An 18,930-nucleotide genomic window follows, 5' to 3' on the forward strand; every position below is an offset into this window, starting at 1 on the left:
CTACCAATAGATGAGAGCCTTTTCATAAATAAAAGGAGGAATAGACATGGCAAAAAGTAACTTGCATAATAGCCGTACTTCTTTCGACTTAAACGGGAAAACATATAACTATTACCGTTTAGCAGCGTTAGAAGAGGCAGGGATCGCAAATGTTTCCCGACTTCCTTATTCAATTAAAGTATTACTTGAGTCCGTTTTACGCCAACACGACGGATATGTCATCAAAGATGACCACGTAGAAAAATTGGCAAACTGGGGTAAAGACGTTGATCCGGAGGCGGAAGTTCCGTTCAAACCATCACGTGTTATCCTTCAAGATTTCACTGGTGTACCAGTAGTAGTAGACTTAGCAGCACTTCGTTCAGCAATGGCTGAAATGGGTGGGGATCCGGATAAAATCAACCCGGCAATACCGGTTGACTTAGTTATTGACCACTCTGTACAAGTAGACAAATACGGTACAGCTGATTCACTTCGTATTAACATGGAATTAGAGTTTGAACGTAATGCAGAGCGTTACCAGTTCCTTAGCTGGGCTCAAAAAGCATATGATAACTACCGTGCTGTACCACCAGCAACAGGTATTGTTCACCAAGTTAACTTAGAGTATTTAGCAAACGTTGTTCATGCAGTTAAAAATGAAGAAGGTACATACGAAACGTATCCAGATACTTTAGTAGGTACTGACTCTCATACAACTATGATTAATGGTATCGGTGTTCTTGGATGGGGCGTTGGAGGGATCGAAGCTGAAGCAGGAATGCTTGGTCAACCGTCATATTTCCCAATTCCTGAAGTTATCGGAGTTAAATTAACTGGTGATCTTCCAAACGGTACAACAGCTACTGACTTAGCACTTAAAGTAACTGAAGTACTTCGTAAAAAAGGTGTAGTAGGTAAATTCGTTGAGTTCTTCGGAGCTGGCGTAACGAACCTTCCACTTGCTGACCGTGCAACAATTGCTAACATGGCTCCTGAGTACGGCGCAACTTGTGGTTTCTTCCCAGTTGATGAAGAAGCACTTGATTACATGCGTTTAACTAGCCGGGACGCTGAACACATTCAAGTAGTTAAAGAATATTTAACTGTTAACGGAATGTTCTTTACAGTTGATAATGAAGATCCAATTTACACGGATGTTGTGGAACTTGATTTATCAACAATTGAACCAAACATGTCTGGACCTAAACGTCCACAAGACTTAATTCCATTGTCTGAAATGAAACTTGAGTTCAATAAAGCTGTAGTTGCTCCTCAAGGCAACCAAGGATTCGGTTTATCTAAAAAAGAATTTAATAAATCTGCAACAGTTACACTAGATGGTAATGAAGTGACAATTCCTACAGGCGCTATTGGAATTGCAGCCATTACATCTTGTACAAATACTTCTAATCCATTCGTTATGATTGGTGCCGGTCTTGTTGCAAAAAAAGCAGCAGAAAAAGGCTTGCGTCCACCAGCATACGTGAAAACTTCACTTGCACCAGGTTCAAAAGTAGTAACAGGTTACTTACGTGATGCTGGACTTCTTGAGCCATTAAGTGCTGTAGGATTTGACTTAGTTGGTTACGGTTGTACGACTTGTATCGGTAACTCAGGTCCAATGCTTCCTGAAATCGAAAAAGGGATCATCGAAAACGACTTACTAATTACGTCTGTTCTTTCTGGTAACCGTAACTTTGAAGGTCGTATTCACCCATTAGTGAAAGGAAACTACTTAGCTTCACCACCACTTGTAGTTGCCTATGCATTAGCAGGTACAGTTGATATTGATCTTCAAAACGAATCACTTGGTAAAGATCAAGCAGGAAACGATGTATTCTTTGCTGACATCTGGCCAACAACTGAAGAAGTTAAAGAAGTTCTTCTTAAAACAGTAACACCAGAATTGTTCCGCAGTGAATATGAACGTGTATTCAATGAAAACGAGCGTTGGAATGCGATTGAAACATCAAATGATTCATTATATACTTTTGATGAAGATTCAACGTATATTCAAAACCCTCCTTACTTTGAAGGTTTAGCAATTGAGCCTAGCCCTATTCAGACACTAGCTGGACTTCGTGTAGTTGCGAAATTCGGTGATTCAATTACGACTGACCATATTTCACCAGCAGGTGCGATTGGTAAAGATACGCCAGCAGGTAAATACTTGCGTGAACGCGGCGTAGCTGTACGCGACTTTAACTCATATGGTTCACGTCGTGGTAGTCATGATGTTATGATGCGCGGTACATTTGCGAACATTCGTATTCGTAACCAAATCGCAGCTGGTACAGAAGGTGGATTTACAACTTACTGGCCAAATGGCGAAATCATGGCTATCTATGATGCAGCAATGAAATACCAACAAGACGGCACTGGCTTAGTTGTTTTAGCAGGTAAAGATTACGGTATGGGATCTTCACGTGACTGGGCAGCAAAAGGCACAAACCTTCTAGGTATTAAAACAGTTCTTGCTGAAAGTTACGAACGTATTCACCGTTCAAACTTAGTTATGATGGGTGTTTTACCTCTTCAATACTTGGCAGGTCAAAGTGCAGAAACACTTGGTTTGACAGGAAAAGAAGAAATCAGCGTAAACATTGCTGAAGGCGTAAAACCTCGTGATATCTTAACAGTTAAAGCTGTTTCTGCTGACGGTTCTGTAAAAGAATTCGACGTATTAGCTCGTTTCGATTCAGAAGTAGAAGTTGATTACTATCGTCATGGTGGTATCTTACCAATGGTATTACGTGACAAATTGAAAAACTAAAGTATTTTAGAAGACTGTCCTTTTTGGACAGTCTTTTTTTTGTTTAGAATGACAACCTTACAAATGTGCCTAGACATGCCTCATACCGAGTATTTCCTCTTGTGAATAAATTATCATTCATTTTGAACATCGCTATGCTACACTTTTTACAGGCTTTTTATGTGGATATATAAGGGGGAATATGATGAGGTTACAAAATCAAGTAGCGATTATCACAGGGGGTGCTAATGGGATTGGATTAGCAGCATGCGAACGCTTTGCAAAGGAAGGCGCAAAAATCATTATGTCAGATTTTGATGATAAACGGGAATTGAGCAACAAAAAATCTTAGTAAGATATAGGCTATGACATTCCGTATATCCAAGTAAATGTAGCAGACAGGGATAGTGTAGACAACCTTGTTTCCAAAGCAGTTGAAACATATGGAGGAGTAGATATTCTAGTAAACAATGCAGGAATTACTCGTGATGCGATGTTGGATAAAATGGCTTCTACTGATTTTCAACAAGTTCTTGATGTAAACGTTACTGGGTTTTTCAATTGCACGCAAGCTGTTCTTCCGTATTTATTAGAAAAAGGGAGAGGGAAAATCATTAATACCTCGTCTGTAAGTGGAGTTTACGGAAATGTGAATCAACCCAATTATCTGCATCAAAAGCTGCTGTAATAGGTATGACTAAATCATGGGCTAAAGGGAATCAACGTAAATGCGGTTTCTCCAGGATTTACACGTACCGCTATGGTTGAAAAGATACCTGAAAACATAGTGGCACAAATGTCTTCAATGATTGCACTGCAACGTCTTGCAATACCAATAGATATAGCCAATGCTTATTTATTTTTAGCATCAAGTGACTCAGATTATGTTCAAGGTCACGTCCTACAAGTAGATGGCGGGATAATGATGTAAAGTAGAAGCGACAAGCATTATCGCACCATTTTGTCGTCGTATTTTGTATAATGGGACTAGAGGTGACTTAATAATGTTTATTAGTGAAAAGGAAATAGAAATACGTTATGCCGAAACAGATCAAATGGGTGTTGTCTATCATGCCAACTATTTAGTATGGATGGAAATTGGTCGTACAGCATTAATAGAGGACTTGGGATACACGTATGCTGGATTAGAACAAGAAGGCTACTTATCACCTGTTATTGATTTATCGATACAATATAAAGCGTCGATGAAATATGGTGAAAAAGCGACCGTTCGAACATGGGTGGAGTCACATGGTAAACTTCGCACTACGTATGGTTATGAGATTTTACACAAGGATGGAACCATAGCGGCAACAGCTAAATCAGAACACGTATTAGTAAAGAAAGACACGTTTCGACCGGTCTCATTGAAAAAAGTGGATGCCGATTGGGATGCTAAGTATACCGAAATAGCTATGGTGCAAGAATAATGGCTTTTGGCATAAAACGACCTGAACTCGTGTCATGGAAGGAAACTGTAAGCAGAGGCGAAATAGCGTTCCTAACTCATTACTGGGTAGATGAGCGATTCCCTGGATGTAAGACGGTGACGAAAGTTGGTTGTTCAGATATTAATCGACTTATTACGTGGGGGACTCAATACGGATTAAAACCAGAGTGGATTGATTACAAAGAAGCTTATCCTCATTTTGATTTGTTTGGACAGCATCAACAAACGATTATGAAAAAAGAAGGCATGTTGAATCAATTAAACCGATTTGAACAAAAATAATAATCCACTAAGAGTAGTCACTCTTAGTGGATTATTAACTTTACTTCTTATATGAATACGTAAGCTCTTGTAATTTCGAGTCAACATTGACGTGGAGATCATGACCGTCAAAATACCATACATCGCGATCTTCAATATAAAAATGGATGTTTTCTTCTATACGCTCAACAGACAGGTCCATGGGTTCTTCTTTCGTTACACCTAATGAGAAACCTTCATGTAAAGGGCTTGAACCGCCGTATCGAGCATAAAATCGAACGTATTCTCCAGATGTGGTTTCCATTTCTTCTTTAAACCAGGTCATCGCTTCATTTGAAATGATAATTTTCATGTGAACATCAACCTTTCGTGGACTAATCTTATTGTATTATATCCACTTTACTTTTGGCTCGGTTCCTGCTTTGATGCGGATAATATTCGCACGATGACGATATAATATAAAAGAAGATAATAAAACAATAACGACTAATAATGGAATATCTACTTCAAAGAATATATTATATGCAAGAGTATAAATGAGTGCTATTACTCCAAGAACCATTGACGTAAAAGAAACCATTTTGGATAGTTTCAACACGATAAAGAAAGACACAATCATAAGAAGGAATATCGGCCAGTGATACGCCAGTAACACACCTCCAGAAGTCGCAACAGCCTTGCCACCCTTGAAGTTAGCAAATATCGGATACATATGACCAATTACTGCGACTACCCCTAAAACGAGCGGGTGGATGTCTGTATCACTAAAGAAAGGAAGAAGCGGTAGTAAAGTAGCTGCTGTTCCTTTTAAAATGTCCATAATGGAAACAATTAAACCTGCTTTAAGTCCTAATATACGAAATGTATTAGTTCCGCCTAAGTTGCCACTTCCATGTTCGCGAATATCGATTTTATAGAAAAGTTTACCTATCCAAAGTGCTGAAGGTATCGATCCTAGTAAGTAAGCTAGTAATATGAGAATAACAATATTCATAAAGTGCTCCTTTAAAATTAATTAGTATGTACTCTTAATATGTAAAACTAGTTTATCACTAGTCACAATCCGTCACAACGCATTATTTGAACTTTCATTCAAACAAGTTTAATAGTCGAAGTACTGTATTATAGCTAGAGACACATTGCAAAGGCAGCATTCATTCTATACAATGAAAACATCTGTTTGTTTTTTGGAGGAGAAAGATTTGGCGAAAAATCAATCATTAACAACTTATAACGACGATGCAATTCAAGTACTCGAGGGACTTGAAGCGGTACGAAAACGTCCAGGAATGTATATTGGTTCTACTGATGCTAGAGGTTTGCACCATTTGGTGTATGAAATAGTCGACAACTCTGTAGATGAGACATTAGCAGGATATGGTCATCACATCATCGTAAATATCCATGAAGATCAAAGTATCAGTATTAGAGACTTTGGACGTGGAATGCCTACTGGGATACATAAGACAGGAAAACCAACTCCGGAAGTCATCTTTACTGTACTTCACGCAGGAGGAAAATTCGGTCAAGGCGGTTATAAAACAAGTGGCGGCTTACACGGTGTTGGTGCTTCAGTAGTGAATGCCTTATCCTCATTTTTAGAAGTCACCATTCATCGTGACGGTAAAAAGTTTCGTCAACGTTTTGAAAATGGCGGACACCCCGTAACAACACTTGAACATATTGGTTCAACAAAAGAATCTGGAACGTCTATTCATTTCCTACCCGATCCAACCATCTTTTCGGTAACTAAATACAACTATGAAACGATTTGTGAGCGATTACGTGAATCTGCCTTTTTATTAAAAGGATTAAAAATAGAGTTAAATGACTTACGTAACGGCACACAAGATATCTTCTTTTATGAAACCGGAATTGAAGCATTCGTCGGTTATTTAAACGAAGAAAAAGATGTCTTACATCCAGTTTCATATGTTGAAGGAACTCAAGATGAGATTGAAGTTGAATTCGCTTTCCAGTTTAATGATGGCTATTCGGAAACGATTCTATCTTTTGTAAATAATGTGCGAACACGTGACGGTGGAACGCATGAAACTGGTGCAAAATCAGCATTAACACGTGTCTTTAATGAATATGCACGAAAAACTAGTTTATTAAAAGAAAAAGATAAAAACCTAGAAGGAGCAGACATTCGTGAAGGGATTGCTGCAATCATCTCGGTACGTATACCTGAAGGAATCCTTCAATTTGAGGGACAAACGAAAGGTAAACTAGGAACGAGTGAAGCTCGTGCAGCGGTTGATTCTGTAGTATCGGATAAACTCTTATATGTATTAGAAGAAAATGCAGAATTGAGTGCATCACTTGTTCGTAAAGCCATTCGTGCACAACAAGCACGTGAAGCGGCACGCAAAGCCCGTGAAGATGCTCGTAGTGGAAAGAAATCAAAAAAATCTAGCTCGATCTTATCTGGGAAATTAACTCCAGCCCAATCTCGAAATGCTGCAAAAAATGAACTGTATTTAGTCGAGGGAGATTCTGCGGGTGGTTCTGCTAAACAAGGACGTGACCGCACTTTCCAAGCTATTTTGCCTCTTCGTGGGAAAGTAATCAATACGGAAAAAGCGAAACTTGCAGACATTATGAAAAATGAAGAAATTTCGACGATTATTCATGCTATTGGTGGGGGAGTAGGCGCTGATTTCTCTGTGCCAGACATTGCCTATGACAAAATTGTCATTATGACAGATGCCGATACAGATGGAGCACATATACAAGTGTTGTTGTTAACATTCTTCTATCGATACATGAAACCTTTAATAGAAGCGGGAAAAGTATATATCGCATTACCTCCACTGTATAAAGTTTATAAAGGGGTAGGGAAGAAAGAAGTTCTTATTTACGCATGGACTGAAGCCGAACTTGAAGTCGCAATTAAAAAAATTGGCAAAGGGTATTTGATTCAACGCTACAAAGGTTTAGGAGAAATGAATGCTATTCAATTATGGGAAACCACAATGAATCCTGAGACCAGAACGTTAATTCGAGTAGAGATTGATGATGATGCTCGTGCTGAAAGACGTATCACAACGTTAATGGGTGACAAAGTAGAACCTAGAAGACGTTGGATTGAAGGAAATGTTAATTTTGGTTTAGATGAGGACAGTAATATCTTAGAGAATGATCTCATCCATGCCGAGGAGGATTCAGAATGACACAAACCGAACGTTATCAAGATTTACCACTAGAAGAAGTCATCGGCGACCGGTTTGGCCGTTATAGTAAGTACATTATTCAAGATCGTGCCTTACCAGATGCACGAGATGGCTTAAAACCAGTACAACGTCGTATTTTATATGCAATGTTCCATGAAGGTAACACGAACGAAAAGCCTTTCCGTAAATCGGCTAAAACCGTTGGTAATGTAATCGGTAACTATCATCCGCACGGTGATACATCCGTTTATGATGCTATGGTGCGAATGAGTCAAGACTGGAAAGTACGACATATGTTGATCGAAATGCACGGGAATAATGGTTCGGTAGATGGAGATCCTCCAGCTGCAATGCGTTATACAGAAGCACGTTTATCTGCTATCGCAGGTGAAATGTTACGAGATATCCAGAAACAAACCGTAGATCTTGTACAAAACTTTGATGACTCGGAACTAGAACCTACTGTATTACCTGCTCGTTTTCCTAACTTATTAGTCAATGGAGCATCAGGTATTTCTGCAGGGTATGCAACAGACATGCCACCACATGCACTTCATGAAGTGTTAGATGCCGTATTAATGAGAATGAATAAACCTGAATCTACGGTTGATGACCTAATGACTGTTTTAAAAGGACCTGATTTTCCTACTGGCGGTATTATTCAAGGTGTCGACGGCATCAAAAAAGCATATGAAACCGGTAAAGGGAAAATTGTTGTTCGTTCAAAAGCCGACATTGAACCATTAAAAGGCGGAAAAGAGCAAATTGTCATTACCGAGATTCCTTTTGAAGTGAATAAAGCGGTGTTAATTCGAAAAATCGATGATCAACGTTTGGACAAACGGTTAGATGGTATTGCAGATGTTCGTGATGAATCGGATCGAACTGGTTTGCGTATTGTTATAGAATTAAAAAAAGAAGTAGATGCACGAGGAATTCTTCAATTCTTATTTAAGAATACAGATTTGCAAATTGCCTACAACTTTAACATGATTGCCATTCATAATCGTCGTCCAACCATGATGACACTTCCATTACTGCTAGATGCCTACATTGCACATCAAAAAGATGTCGTGACAAGACGATCTAATTTTGACTTACAAAAAGCAAAAGATCGTATTCATATTGTAGAAGGTTTAATGAAAGCATTGTCGATATTGGACGAAGTGATTATTACCATTCGTCAATCACAAGACAAACGTGATGCGAAAAATAATTTAATTCGTGCATTTTCTTTCACTGAAGAACAAGCCGAAGCGATTGTTTCTCTACAACTGTATCGATTAACTAACACAGACATTACCGATTTGAGAAATGAAGAAGCAAGTCTTCAAAAATTAATTGGTGAGCTATTAGCCATCTTAAATAACGAATCCCAATTGGCAAAAGTTATCAAACAAGAGTTGCAAACAATACGTAAGCAATTTGCTGAGCCAAGAAGATCTATTATTGAAGATGAAATCGAAGAAATTAAAATAACATTAGATGTAATGATTCCAAGTGAAGAAGTCGTCGTTACTGTAACGAAGGATGGCTATGTAAAACGTACAAGCTCGCGTTCTTATAGCGCTTCAAACGGTAAAGACTTCGCGATGAAAGAATCGGATTATTTGATATTTGAATCGATGATGAATACACAACATCACTTATTATTATTTACAAGCTTAGGCAATTATATTTATCAACCTATTCATGAGTTACCTGAAATTCGTTGGAAGGACTTAGGTCAACATGTTTCAAGCATTGTATCGCTTGATTCAAATGAGACCATTATTAAAGCGATTCCAATCGACAAATTTGATGACACTCACTTTATTTTAGCTGTTTCCAAACTAGGTCAAATCAAACGTTCATCGCTTGCAGAATATCAGGTACAACGCTATTCTCGTGCGTTAAATACTATGAACTTGAAAAAAGGCGATCAAGTCGTTTATATAGATTTAGTTACACAAGCGGATGATGTCTTTATTGCGACTTTAAATGCTTATGCCGTTAGATTTAATATGGATGAAGTACCTGTAACTGGGGTTAAAACGGGTGGTGTGAAAGGGATTAACCTAAAAGACGGCGATGTTGTCGTAAATGCAACTACTATACCAGCTGATGCCCGTGGCGATCTATTCTTAGTCACACATCGTGGAGCCGTTAAAAAAATGTCCTTAAAAGAATTTGAGCAAGGCACTCGTGCTAAACGTGGAATTGTAGTATTACGCGAATTGAAATCGAATGCTCACCGAGTTAGTGGCGTATTCTATGTACAAGACAATGAACAAGTGATTATCGAGACAGCAAAAGGAGTTCGTGAAGTAGTTGATACGAAACCTATCCGATTATCCGATCGTTATTCTAACGGTTCATTTATTGTCGATACAGATAAAGATGGAGCTGTCGAACGTATTTGGAAAGTCCTGAAGAAAACCATCGAAAGCAAGAAATCTTGAAAGGGTACAACTAGGGAGCTATTATAGCTTCCTTTGTTGTAAACAGGGGAATGTATGTGGAAGAATCGAAATGTGTGGATTATTTTAGTTGGTGAAATGATTGCCGGACTTGGGTTGTGGAGCGGAATCATTGGGAATTTGGAGTTTATGCAAGTACGAATTCCTTCAGATTTCTTGAAATCTGTTATTATGGCCATTGGTTTGTTAGCTGGTATTTTAGTTGGGCCACTAGCTGGAAAAGTTATTGATCAATCGAAGAAAAAGACTGTCCTATTAATTTCAGGATTTGGTCGAATGATTAGTGTTAGTTTTATGTTAATAGCTATTGGTACGGGCTCTATATGGTGGATGGTCGCATTTATGATTAGCATCCAACTGTCAGCAGCATTTTATTTTCCAGCTTTGCAAGCCACGATTCCATTAGTCGTAAAAGATGAAAATTTACTACAAATGAATGGATGGCATATGAACGTAGCAACGATGGCACGCGTTATAGGAACAGCGCTTGCTGGAGTAGTATTAGTTTATTGGTCGTTAGATTCACTTTATTACATGTCAATCATTGCTTATGGTGGCTTGTTAATCACTACCTATCTGTTACGTATCGATGAGGAAGAGGGGAAAGAGGCAAAAGTAAAAGTTTCTGCACCTGGTAAGGGCGGATTTATGGAAGTCTTTCCAATATTAAAATCGTACCCAGCTGTCATGATGACGTTAGTAATGACTTTAATTCCATTGTTATTTATCGGATCATTTAACTTACTTGTCATCAATATTAGTGAAATGCAAGATTCAGCATCGATTAAAGGAACCATTTACGCTGCAGAAGGAATTGCGTTTATGATTGGTACAATTGTTGTGAAATATATCGCTAAAAAATGGAGTACAAGTACGATATTATTTTTCTTTGCATTTATTATCGGTTTAGCAGAGCTAATTTTAATATTTGCTGCTAGTCCAGTATTATCGGTAACAGCTTTTGCAGTGTTCGGATTTGCAGTTGGTAGTTTTTTCCCAACAGCAATGACAATTTTCCAGAAGCAGATGCCAAAAGCGTTCCATGGAAGATTTTTCTCATTCCGAAATATGTTGGAGCGAGTGATTTTTCAAGTAGTTTTGTTAGCAACAGGAGCATTATTAGATTTAATTGGCTTACAATGGATGGTCGTCGTGTTTGGAGTACTCAGTTTATCACTAACAACGATTTTCTTAATTCAAATGAAGCAAAGAAATATTAAACTAGATACAAATGATCAAACCATCGAAATTGCTTAATTTCGATGGTTTTTTCTGTTTTGTCTCACTGTTACAAGTATACTTGGTTACTGAGATGCAACTTCCTATAATTTATATTATGTCAACTAAAATATAATTAATAAAATAAGGAGTTCTCATTTTCCTTTGAGACTGACGAGTGACACAAAAGCTTAGACTCTCACTCTTTGCAACACAGTCTAAACTTTTGTGTCAAAAAAATTACGAACTCAAGTTCACCAGATCTTCTATTTATGGTTGTAATTTTGGTACTTCCAATTGAATCTTTAATGTTAACAAATTGATGCATACCTAATACACAACAAAGGTTAGTTTCTTTATTGATTATTAAAACGATGTTAATTTCATTTAGAATATTGTTGTTAAGATGGTTTTTGTAATTTGTATTTATTAATACTCTGTTAGTAAAAACAACTAATACTGAAAAGACTTGAAGAACAAAGTTTAAAATATCTTCTAGATTTATTCGTTCTTTATTCATTATATTAAAAATCGAATTAATTACAGAATCAAAATACTTTGCTGCAGTCTTAATTTCATCAATGTAATCAGGAGTTATATTAAAGCCATTATCTATTTCTTTAACGGAACCTAAACCCTCGCATATTTTACGCCAAAGTAAGTAACAACATATATTATCATTTACATCTTGTTCTAGACCTCTTACTAATAATTTGATTGCATAAAATTCTTTTTTTGATAAAGCTTTTTTTATATCTTTAACTATTGATGAATAAATGTACTTGGATTGTTTATATAGGTTTCTTAATTCCCCCTCCCCATTGTATCCCTGCCATTAATATCGGGTTTTACACTCCTGATTGCGGAAATTGTGATTGCTGTATATAAACGTGGTGTATCACCTAAACAAATGATGCATGAACTCGAATCTCTTAGTCATCATGAAAAATGTATAATAATTCCTGATCGAACACTTGCCATTAAACAGGCATGGGACCAAGCACAGAATCAGGGTTGGATTGTGATAACCGGAAAAGGAAATGAACTTTATCGACATAGATATTCCTTACCGACGACTTCTGATTTGAATACATTGAACTATTTAAATGATACTTTCTAAAAACAAAAAAGTTTGATCGTAGAACTTCCCAGAACAGGTTGTACAAGAATGGATTAACACCAAACCACTTAAGGGTTTTAAATCGTTCTTTGGTGGTCACAGTTCCACCGGGTACCTCAAGTATTTCCGTGTCGGTCACAGGGGGACATTAATTTTGGAAAAGGCGGTCATTTTTGATTGCCTTTTCTTAAAAACAGGAGTTAGATTCGTGCAAGACTACATGGAAATTTTAGAGCACTCCCAAGCAATATTTAAATTTGTCTTATTACTACTTACTAATTTGATTATCAATGCAATCGGCTTTATTCCGAGTGCATTTCTTACAGCCATTAATCTTTCTATATATGGTACATTTCTTGGCGCTTCATTATCCTTAATTGGAGAAGTTATCGGCACTCAAATTGGATTTCACTTATATAGAAAGGGTCTCTCAAAAATTAATCCTACTTGGAAGGCCCATTCTTACTGGATTAGAATGCAAAGTAGTTCCTTTCGATTGGTATTTATATCTATTATTTTCTTTTGACTCCTCCCTTTTGTCCCATCCGGTCTTGTTACTGCAGGAGCTGCGATGACTTCTATCGGAAAGTGGAGTTTTATGCTTGCAAGTACAATCGGAAAAATTCCGTCTATCCTTATTGAAGTGACTATCATTAATGGGTTAATACAAACCTTAAATCTATCTATTTACTTAGTAATTTTTATTTTAATTTGCTTAGTTGTCTTGACCTCTTTATTTAGAAGGAAAATTTAAATGAACGATTTCTTTATTCCCCTTCCAGAAACAAAGAAATCCTAAAACCGGATAATAGGAAAAAGTCTTGAATTTTCCCATTAATAATAAAATAGCAATATACTTAGACGAATGATTCTTGTTAAAAATTTACCTATTTAAATCCTTTTTGTTTATAGATTGAATTGCAAAATTTGGTGTTCTGCATAGATTTTGCATAATTAGTTGGTATGCTCTTTACATCACACTTAAGGAGTGACTTATAGATGAAAAACACGTATAAAAAATTATTACTTGTTCCTACTCTAGCGCTTGCGCTGAGTGCATGCTCAGACTCATCTCCCGAAAAAGATGATATGGATGCCAAGGATCATGAAAACATGGATATGAATTCTAGTTCTGAAGAAAGTATGGATATGGACCATTCCGGCTCTGGTGAAGTTCCTGAAGATTTGGCAGTGGCAGAAAATCCAACTTATGCAGTTGGAAGTAAAGCGATTATCGAAACAGATCACATGGAAGGTATGAAGAGTGCTGAAGCAACGATTGTAGGTGCCTATGATACTACGGCCTATGCTATTTCGTATACTCCGACTACTGGTGGAGAAAGAGTGGAAAATCATAAATGGGTTATTCAGGAAGAAGTTAAAGAGGCTGGTTACGAGCCATTTGAACCAGGAACGAAAGTTAACGTAGAGGCAGAGCATATGAAAGGGATGGATGGTTCAACTGCTGAAATTGATTCCGCCGAACCAACTACTGTATATATGATTGATTACACTCCGACTACTGGTGGAGAAAAAGTGACCAATCATAAATGGGTAACAGAAAGTGAACTGTCTGCTGAATAAAGTTTGAACAAAATGAAATATATTTTTAACCATTCAAAAAGAGCTTATTCCTATATGGAAAAGCTCTTTTTTCTTTAAAGATAGAAAAAGTTTACAAAAAAATTTGTGTATCCATAATTGCTAAAAGAGAGGTGAAGATTACTAGTGAAATGTTTTTTTCCTTCCATTAGTAATTAGCCATAATTTATCAGAAGATGAACATTTGTTCTGAGCTATAGAAAACATGAAAGTAAAAGTAGTAACTCCGAATACCCAAATGTACAAAGCTTGTTTATCACTATGTACTAGTCCCCTTTCTGGCAATTTATTCGCATCTGAGGGGTGATATTTGGTTTAAATCTATCGTAATATGTGTTCAACTTCCTTACTGTTTAGCAACCTTATAACGGATTGCCTTCTTAATCATAACTCTTCTATATACAAAGATTATTGTCGCAACGGCTATCGATAGAAGTGACACCACTTGAGCAGTACGAAGATCACCAATTAAATATAAGCTGTCCGTTCGTATCCCCTCAATGAAGAAGCGACCGGTTGAATACCAAATGACAGAAAATAAGAACATTTCTCCCCGAAGTAAATTCACACGACGGAGGAGAATCGAGAGAACAACACCTGTAAAGTTCCACAACTCTTACCCCCTGTTAAAATTAGAGTAAGATCAGCCCTATTTAAATACCCCAATAAGTTATCGTATCAAATAGGCCAACTATGATCAGTAAAATACCCGTAGATTTTTGAACAACAGATCCAATATTTTTACTATTTTTTAATGTACGTTTATCTAATTCAAGGAACCCCATGATAGCAAGAACAATCAATACAGGTAAGGTTGTTGCCACTCCAAACACCGCCGGTAAGATGAAACCGTAAGGTGCCGTTACTACCATGGGCATTAGAGATACAAAGAAAAGAACAAACATGGTAGGGCAAAAAGCAATTGAGAAACTGACCCCCATTAAGAAGGAACCCAGCTTTCCTTTTTTAAATCGAAGTGGAATTCTACTTGTAAGTCGATTAATCAGGTTAAGCTTGAAAACGCCTAGCAATACTAGACCCACGAAAATGATTACCGGACCAATAATTTTTCTTAAAAAAGGAAAATACGATATCATGCTTTGTTCAAACGTTTGACCAATCAACCAAACAAATAGACCTAATATACTGAACACGGTAATTTTTCCGAACATAAATGATAGAATATCTGACCAATCTGTTTTGTTTTGTATTGTTCTGTTTCCATAGTAAGTAATAGCACTTATATTTCCTGTTAATTGACATGGGGCAACAGCGCCTACTATTCCCAGGAAAATAGTGACTATGATAGGGTATTCAGAATAGGAATGAGCAAAAATGCTAAAGGGTTCACTGATTGTATTGCTGATTTTAGACAATAAACTATACATGCTCCTTCAACTTCCTTCCCCCCTATTCTTGCAAAGTCCCTTTATCAGCTATTATTTTCCAATCTTCACCTAAATTACGAGTTTGATAAATATCATTTCCCATTGTTGCAATTGTTATTTCTTTTTCATCTGTCGGATTCACAGCAATCTGGACAATGGGATTGTTAAAGTTGATTTCAGGTAGTTTAATGTCGATTAATTTACTGTTTTGTAAATTAAAAGAGACTAATTTTAATGCTTCACTTTCAATACTGGCGTAAACACCACCAGTTTCGGTTAATGTTGTAAATGTAATCATTGTCGGATCCCCTAGAAGTTCAAATGATTCCCCATAATCACTCGAAATGAACAAGCCATCTTGACTTCCAATGAAAAGTTTTGAACTTTCTGAAGGATGGGCGGAAAGATTTGAGATATATTTGGAGTTAAAATTCTTCATTGCTGATTTTGTCCATGTCTTGCCATCATCATCTGAATAATGAAGACCTGCAGTCAAATCATTATTTGGATTTTCATTAATGACATAAATCACATTAGACTCATAACCAACCGTCATATAATGAAAGTCCGTCTCCCCGTAAAATGCCAATTGTTCAAAACTCTCTCCTTCATCCTCACTTTTTATTAGTCCCAAGGGATTTTTATAATCAGAGTTTGGCTCAGGATGACCACTTGAGTAAAACCCCTCTTTAACAGCGGAAAAACCCATGTAATCGTGTTTTCTACTGGTTGCTTCTTTCCACTTATCAGCATACTCGTACAACCCCTCGTGTGTAGCAATGACCATCTTATCTTCGCCATTCGGGTATCCAAGTCCGTGAAGATGCCCTATCTTTTCATTTTCCACTTCATCAAATGAATAAGGTGCAGCATTATTTGAACTACAAGCCCCTAAAATTGTTATTAACGATAGCAACCCTATATTTCGAAATTTTTTCTGCATTTTAATTCCTCCATTATTTCCATTTGTAACCGATTCCCCAAACCGTAATTAAAAATTGATCAGTGGGAAATCCTGATTTCTTAAGTTTTTCACGTAAATTGCGTATATGGGAGTCGACTGTTCGAATGTCTGTGGATGAATGATAATCCCAAGCTACTAATAATAACTGCTCTCGAGTAAACGTTCGCATAGGGTTCTTAATTAGCGCTTCAATAATTTTGAACTCTTTCATTGTTAGCAATACGCGTTTCTCATAGAGGTTTAATGTGTACGAATTAGTATCCAGTTCATATTCATCTCTTTTGATTATCGTTTGTTCCACTTTTTCAATTGGTATACGTCTAATAAGAGCGCTAACTCTTGCAAGTAGTTCAGAGTCATCAAAAGGTTTCGTCAAATAATCGTCTGCACCTACATTTAAACCTTTCACAACATCTGATTTATCTGTTCTTGCGGTTAACATTAGAATTGGAACTACTGATAATTTCCGGATTTCTTTACACGTTTCCCATCCATCCATCACTGGCATCATCACATCTAAAATGACTAAACTAACTTCTTTATCTGTAATCATTCTTAAGGCTTCTTTCCCATTCTGGGCTTTTAAGCATTTATATCCTTTCGGAATTAAAAATAACTCCAGTAATTCCAACATTCTTATCTCGTCGTCTACTAATAATATAGTTTGCATCATTACTCTCCTTTCCCTAGATAACTACTGTGAATTTACTACCTTTTCCAAGTGTACTTTCTACTTCAATACTTCCTCCATGTGCTTCCACTAACTCTTTTACAATGGAAAGACCTATACCAGATCCCCCATATTCACGCGAACGTGATTTTTCCACTCTGAATAATTTTTCGAAGATAATCTCATGATTTTCTTCATGAATGCCGATGCCTTGATCGATTACTTGAATCACTGTTTTATTATTTATTCGAGTAACTTCTAAGCTTGTTGTTGTTCCTTCATTAGAATATTTAAGTGCATTATCCAATAAGTTCACCACGATTTGTTCTAGACGCAATGGATCTGCGAATACTTCAAAGCTCTTTGCACAATTCAATTCCAAATGGATGTTCTTTAAGTTAAACGACGGCAACATTCGTTCATAAAGATGAGAAAAGAAAGGCATCCCTTGAAATGATTGTTTGGAGACCGTAAAACTGGTCTCATCCATTTTGGCTAAATCAAAGAGATTCTTCACCAATTCCGTTAACCGTATAGATTCCTCATCGATAATTGAAAGATATTTTTGACGATCATCCCCATTTAATTCTGCCCTCATGGCAACCTTTGAGTAACCAGATAAATAAGTAAGTGGTGTCCGTAATTCATGTGAAATTGATGCCAAAAATTCAATACGGTCTTTCTTCACTCGCTCCAAATCGGAAGCCAATTTTTGAATAGAATTTGATAAATCTCCCAACTCGTCGTTACCTTGGGGAGGGAGTTTAACATTAAAGTTACCTTTACTTAGTTTCTCTGTTGCTTCTTTCATCCGTATTAAAGGACGTGTTAAAAACCTAGAAAGAATAAGATACACAACAAACAAGGAAACTAGACTGGCAAAGCCAGCAAGTAAAAAATGAAAATCCAGTTTGTTTACAAGGGACTGAATAGTTTCAGTGCTTTGAAACAAAATTAAATATCCAGCTTGTTCACCATTTACCTGGTATGGGTGCAAACTGGCGATAAAATCTTCATCTTCCCAGTTACTTTGAATTACTTGATCCTTATTAGGTTTTTGACTAGATATCCTGTTAACTACAGCCTTGAGGTTTGAACTATAACCATCTGAACTTATCATCATGTTGAATTCTTTATCTGTGATTACAACACGTCGCATACTATCCGATTCCATCAACACAATGTGACGCATGGTATCTTCCGTATAATTGTCTTCAAGTATATCTCGATGATTTGATCCTTTTGAAACCAATTGAGAAAATTCCTCATCAATTCTGGTATGTACAATCGTTTGGTGAAGATACAACATGAGCAGCGATTCCATAATCAGAAACGTAACAATAAAATAAATAGCCATTTTAATAGATATTTTATTCATAAACACACACATCCCTTTGTCCATGTAATAATGATACTTGAAAATTATGAAGAAATTATGCAGACACAATAATATCATTTAATAGTTTGGTAAATTCAACTTGGATAACAATAACATTTTTCGCAACACTCCAAACAGACAATTCCTTAAAATGCGTTAATAACTACTAACAAAGCCTATTAAAAGAGCAGTAACAATATTATCTAAGCTTAATTAAAGACATTTACTTATAAAAAAATTAGTAAGGACTTGGAAGCTAGAAAAGGTCTCAGATTTGATTTCAAAATAAAAAACGCTATACCCTTCCCTCCCTTTTAAAAGTACGTTTAATACCCAACTGTGTTTCAATTAAGCAAAATAACCGCCAAAGAGTGTGAGAACACTTTTTGGCGGTTATTAATAGAAAGATTATTTCCCCTAAGGTTTCATTTTTAAGAGATTCCCTGTTTTTTCATCGTAAAAACGAAGTAAGTCTCCATCAACGATTTCATCCGAATATTCAAGTTCTGC

General features: G+C 36.7%; 16 protein-coding genes and 1 pseudogene. 10 read left to right on the plus strand and 7 right to left on the minus strand.

Annotated elements, in window-relative coordinates; all coding sequences use genetic code 11:
• The first annotated feature begins 46 nt into the window (after positions 1-46).
• The 4 genes and pseudogenes from acnA (at position 47) to C8K15_RS13930 (ending at position 4,466) form a co-directional block, all read left to right on the plus strand.
• Complete coding sequence (gene acnA, locus C8K15_RS13915; protein WP_108586999.1) at positions 47-2,755, plus strand: aconitate hydratase AcnA; 2,709 nt, start codon at positions 47-49, stop codon at positions 2,753-2,755.
• A 184-nt stretch (positions 2,756-2,939) separates the two neighbouring features.
• Positions 2,940-3,665 (plus strand): annotated as a pseudogene (locus C8K15_RS13920) (SDR family NAD(P)-dependent oxidoreductase).
• 73 nt (positions 3,666-3,738) lie between these two features.
• The gene (locus C8K15_RS13925) at positions 3,739-4,164 is read left to right on the plus strand and encodes an acyl-CoA thioesterase (protein WP_108587000.1); all 426 of its coding nucleotides are present in this window, start codon (positions 3,739-3,741) and stop codon (positions 4,162-4,164) included.
• Positions 4,164-4,466: a hypothetical protein gene (locus tag C8K15_RS13930; protein ID WP_108587001.1), complete on the plus strand. Its 303-nt coding sequence runs from the start codon at positions 4,164-4,166 to the stop codon at positions 4,464-4,466. The genes C8K15_RS13925 and C8K15_RS13930 overlap by 1 nt, the downstream gene beginning before the upstream one ends.
• A 40-nt stretch (positions 4,467-4,506) precedes the next feature.
• On the opposite strand, the gene C8K15_RS13935 is transcribed toward C8K15_RS13930, so the two are convergent.
• Both C8K15_RS13935 and plsY read right to left on the minus strand, forming a co-directional pair.
• Positions 4,507-4,797, minus strand: a complete 291-nt coding sequence (locus tag C8K15_RS13935; protein ID WP_108587002.1) for a HesB/YadR/YfhF family protein — start codon at positions 4,795-4,797, stop codon at positions 4,507-4,509.
• Between the two features lie 36 nt (positions 4,798-4,833).
• On the minus strand, positions 4,834-5,439 hold the full coding sequence (plsY, locus tag C8K15_RS13940; RefSeq protein WP_108587003.1) for a glycerol-3-phosphate 1-O-acyltransferase PlsY: 606 nt from the start codon (positions 5,437-5,439) through the stop codon (positions 4,834-4,836).
• A gap of 208 nt (positions 5,440-5,647) precedes the next feature.
• Between plsY and parE the strand changes: the two genes are divergently transcribed.
• The 6 genes from parE to C8K15_RS13970 all read left to right on the plus strand — a co-directional run bounded on the left by parE (position 5,648) and on the right by C8K15_RS13970 (position 14,002).
• Complete coding sequence (parE, locus tag C8K15_RS13945; RefSeq protein ID WP_108587004.1) at positions 5,648-7,621, plus strand: DNA topoisomerase IV subunit B; 1,974 nt, start codon at positions 5,648-5,650, stop codon at positions 7,619-7,621.
• Complete coding sequence (parC, locus tag C8K15_RS13950) at positions 7,618-10,062, plus strand: DNA topoisomerase IV subunit A (RefSeq protein WP_108587005.1); 2,445 nt, start codon at positions 7,618-7,620, stop codon at positions 10,060-10,062. Before parE ends, parC begins: the two co-directional genes overlap by 4 nt.
• Before the next feature lie 54 nt (positions 10,063-10,116).
• Positions 10,117-11,337: an MFS transporter gene (locus C8K15_RS13955; protein ID WP_108587006.1), complete on the plus strand. Its 1,221-nt coding sequence runs from the start codon at positions 10,117-10,119 to the stop codon at positions 11,335-11,337.
• 832 nt (positions 11,338-12,169) lie between these two features.
• On the plus strand, positions 12,170-12,418 hold the full coding sequence (locus C8K15_RS13960) for a hypothetical protein (RefSeq protein WP_108587007.1): 249 nt from the start codon (positions 12,170-12,172) through the stop codon (positions 12,416-12,418).
• Between the two features lie 208 nt (positions 12,419-12,626).
• On the plus strand, positions 12,627-12,944 hold the full coding sequence (locus tag C8K15_RS13965; protein WP_146173660.1) for a TVP38/TMEM64 family protein: 318 nt from the start codon (positions 12,627-12,629) through the stop codon (positions 12,942-12,944).
• A gap of 473 nt (positions 12,945-13,417) precedes the next feature.
• A complete protein-coding gene (locus tag C8K15_RS13970) occupies positions 13,418-14,002 on the plus strand; it encodes a YdhK family protein (protein ID WP_108587009.1) in 585 nt (194 codons plus the stop codon).
• 364 nt (positions 14,003-14,366) lie between these two features.
• On the opposite strand, the gene C8K15_RS13975 is transcribed toward C8K15_RS13970, so the two are convergent.
• From C8K15_RS13975 to C8K15_RS13995, 5 genes are read right to left on the minus strand one after another with little or no spacing between them, the layout of a single operon-like run.
• Positions 14,367-14,633 carry a prolipoprotein diacylglyceryl transferase family protein gene (locus C8K15_RS13975; protein WP_108587010.1) on the minus strand — a complete coding sequence of 89 codons (267 nt, stop codon included), beginning with the start codon at positions 14,631-14,633 and terminating at the stop codon, positions 14,367-14,369.
• A gap of 40 nt (positions 14,634-14,673) precedes the next feature.
• A complete protein-coding gene (locus tag C8K15_RS13980) occupies positions 14,674-15,408 on the minus strand; it encodes an urease accessory protein UreH domain-containing protein (RefSeq protein WP_108587011.1) in 735 nt (244 codons plus the stop codon).
• A gap of 22 nt (positions 15,409-15,430) precedes the next feature.
• Positions 15,431-16,351: a F510_1955 family glycosylhydrolase gene (locus C8K15_RS13985; protein WP_108587012.1), complete on the minus strand. Its 921-nt coding sequence runs from the start codon at positions 16,349-16,351 to the stop codon at positions 15,431-15,433.
• Positions 16,352-16,364: 13 nt separating this feature from the next.
• The gene (locus tag C8K15_RS13990) at positions 16,365-17,042 is read right to left on the minus strand and encodes a response regulator transcription factor (RefSeq protein ID WP_108587013.1); all 678 of its coding nucleotides are present in this window, start codon (positions 17,040-17,042) and stop codon (positions 16,365-16,367) included.
• Between the two features lie 16 nt (positions 17,043-17,058).
• Positions 17,059-18,420, minus strand: coding sequence for a sensor histidine kinase (locus C8K15_RS13995; protein ID WP_108587014.1), 1,362 nt, complete (start codon positions 18,418-18,420; stop codon positions 17,059-17,061).
• Positions 18,421-18,930 lie beyond the last annotated feature (510 nt).

It is taken from the genome of Paenisporosarcina sp. OV554 (assembly GCF_003058165.1).
Lineage (GTDB): Bacteria > Bacillota > Bacilli > Bacillales_A > Planococcaceae > Paenisporosarcina.

What these genes read in the sequence shown, in the direction of transcription:
- C8K15_RS13995 (WP_108587014.1), bottom strand. Translation starts at nt 18,420, where the DNA reads ATGAATAAAATATCTATTAAAATGGCTATTTATTTTATTGTTACGTTT.
- C8K15_RS13980 (WP_108587011.1), bottom strand. Translation starts at nt 15,408, where the DNA reads ATGTATAGTTTATTGTCTAAAATCAGCAATACAATCAGTGAACCCTTT.
- C8K15_RS13925 (WP_108587000.1), top strand. Translation starts at nt 3,739, where the DNA reads ATGTTTATTAGTGAAAAGGAAATAGAAATACGTTATGCCGAAACAGAT.
- plsY (WP_108587003.1), bottom strand. Translation starts at nt 5,439, where the DNA reads ATGAATATTGTTATTCTCATATTACTAGCTTACTTACTAGGATCGATA.
- C8K15_RS13970 (WP_108587009.1), top strand. Translation starts at nt 13,418, where the DNA reads ATGAAAAACACGTATAAAAAATTATTACTTGTTCCTACTCTAGCGCTT.
- C8K15_RS13930 (WP_108587001.1), top strand. Translation starts at nt 4,164, where the DNA reads ATGGCTTTTGGCATAAAACGACCTGAACTCGTGTCATGGAAGGAAACT.
- C8K15_RS13935 (WP_108587002.1), bottom strand. Translation starts at nt 4,797, where the DNA reads ATGAAAATTATCATTTCAAATGAAGCGATGACCTGGTTTAAAGAAGAA.
- acnA (WP_108586999.1), top strand. Translation starts at nt 47, where the DNA reads ATGGCAAAAAGTAACTTGCATAATAGCCGTACTTCTTTCGACTTAAAC.
- C8K15_RS13990 (WP_108587013.1), bottom strand. Translation starts at nt 17,042, where the DNA reads ATGCAAACTATATTATTAGTAGACGACGAGATAAGAATGTTGGAATTA.
- C8K15_RS13955 (WP_108587006.1), top strand. Translation starts at nt 10,117, where the DNA reads ATGTGGAAGAATCGAAATGTGTGGATTATTTTAGTTGGTGAAATGATT.
- C8K15_RS13985 (WP_108587012.1), bottom strand. Translation starts at nt 16,351, where the DNA reads ATGCAGAAAAAATTTCGAAATATAGGGTTGCTATCGTTAATAACAATT.
- parC (WP_108587005.1), top strand. Translation starts at nt 7,618, where the DNA reads ATGACACAAACCGAACGTTATCAAGATTTACCACTAGAAGAAGTCATC.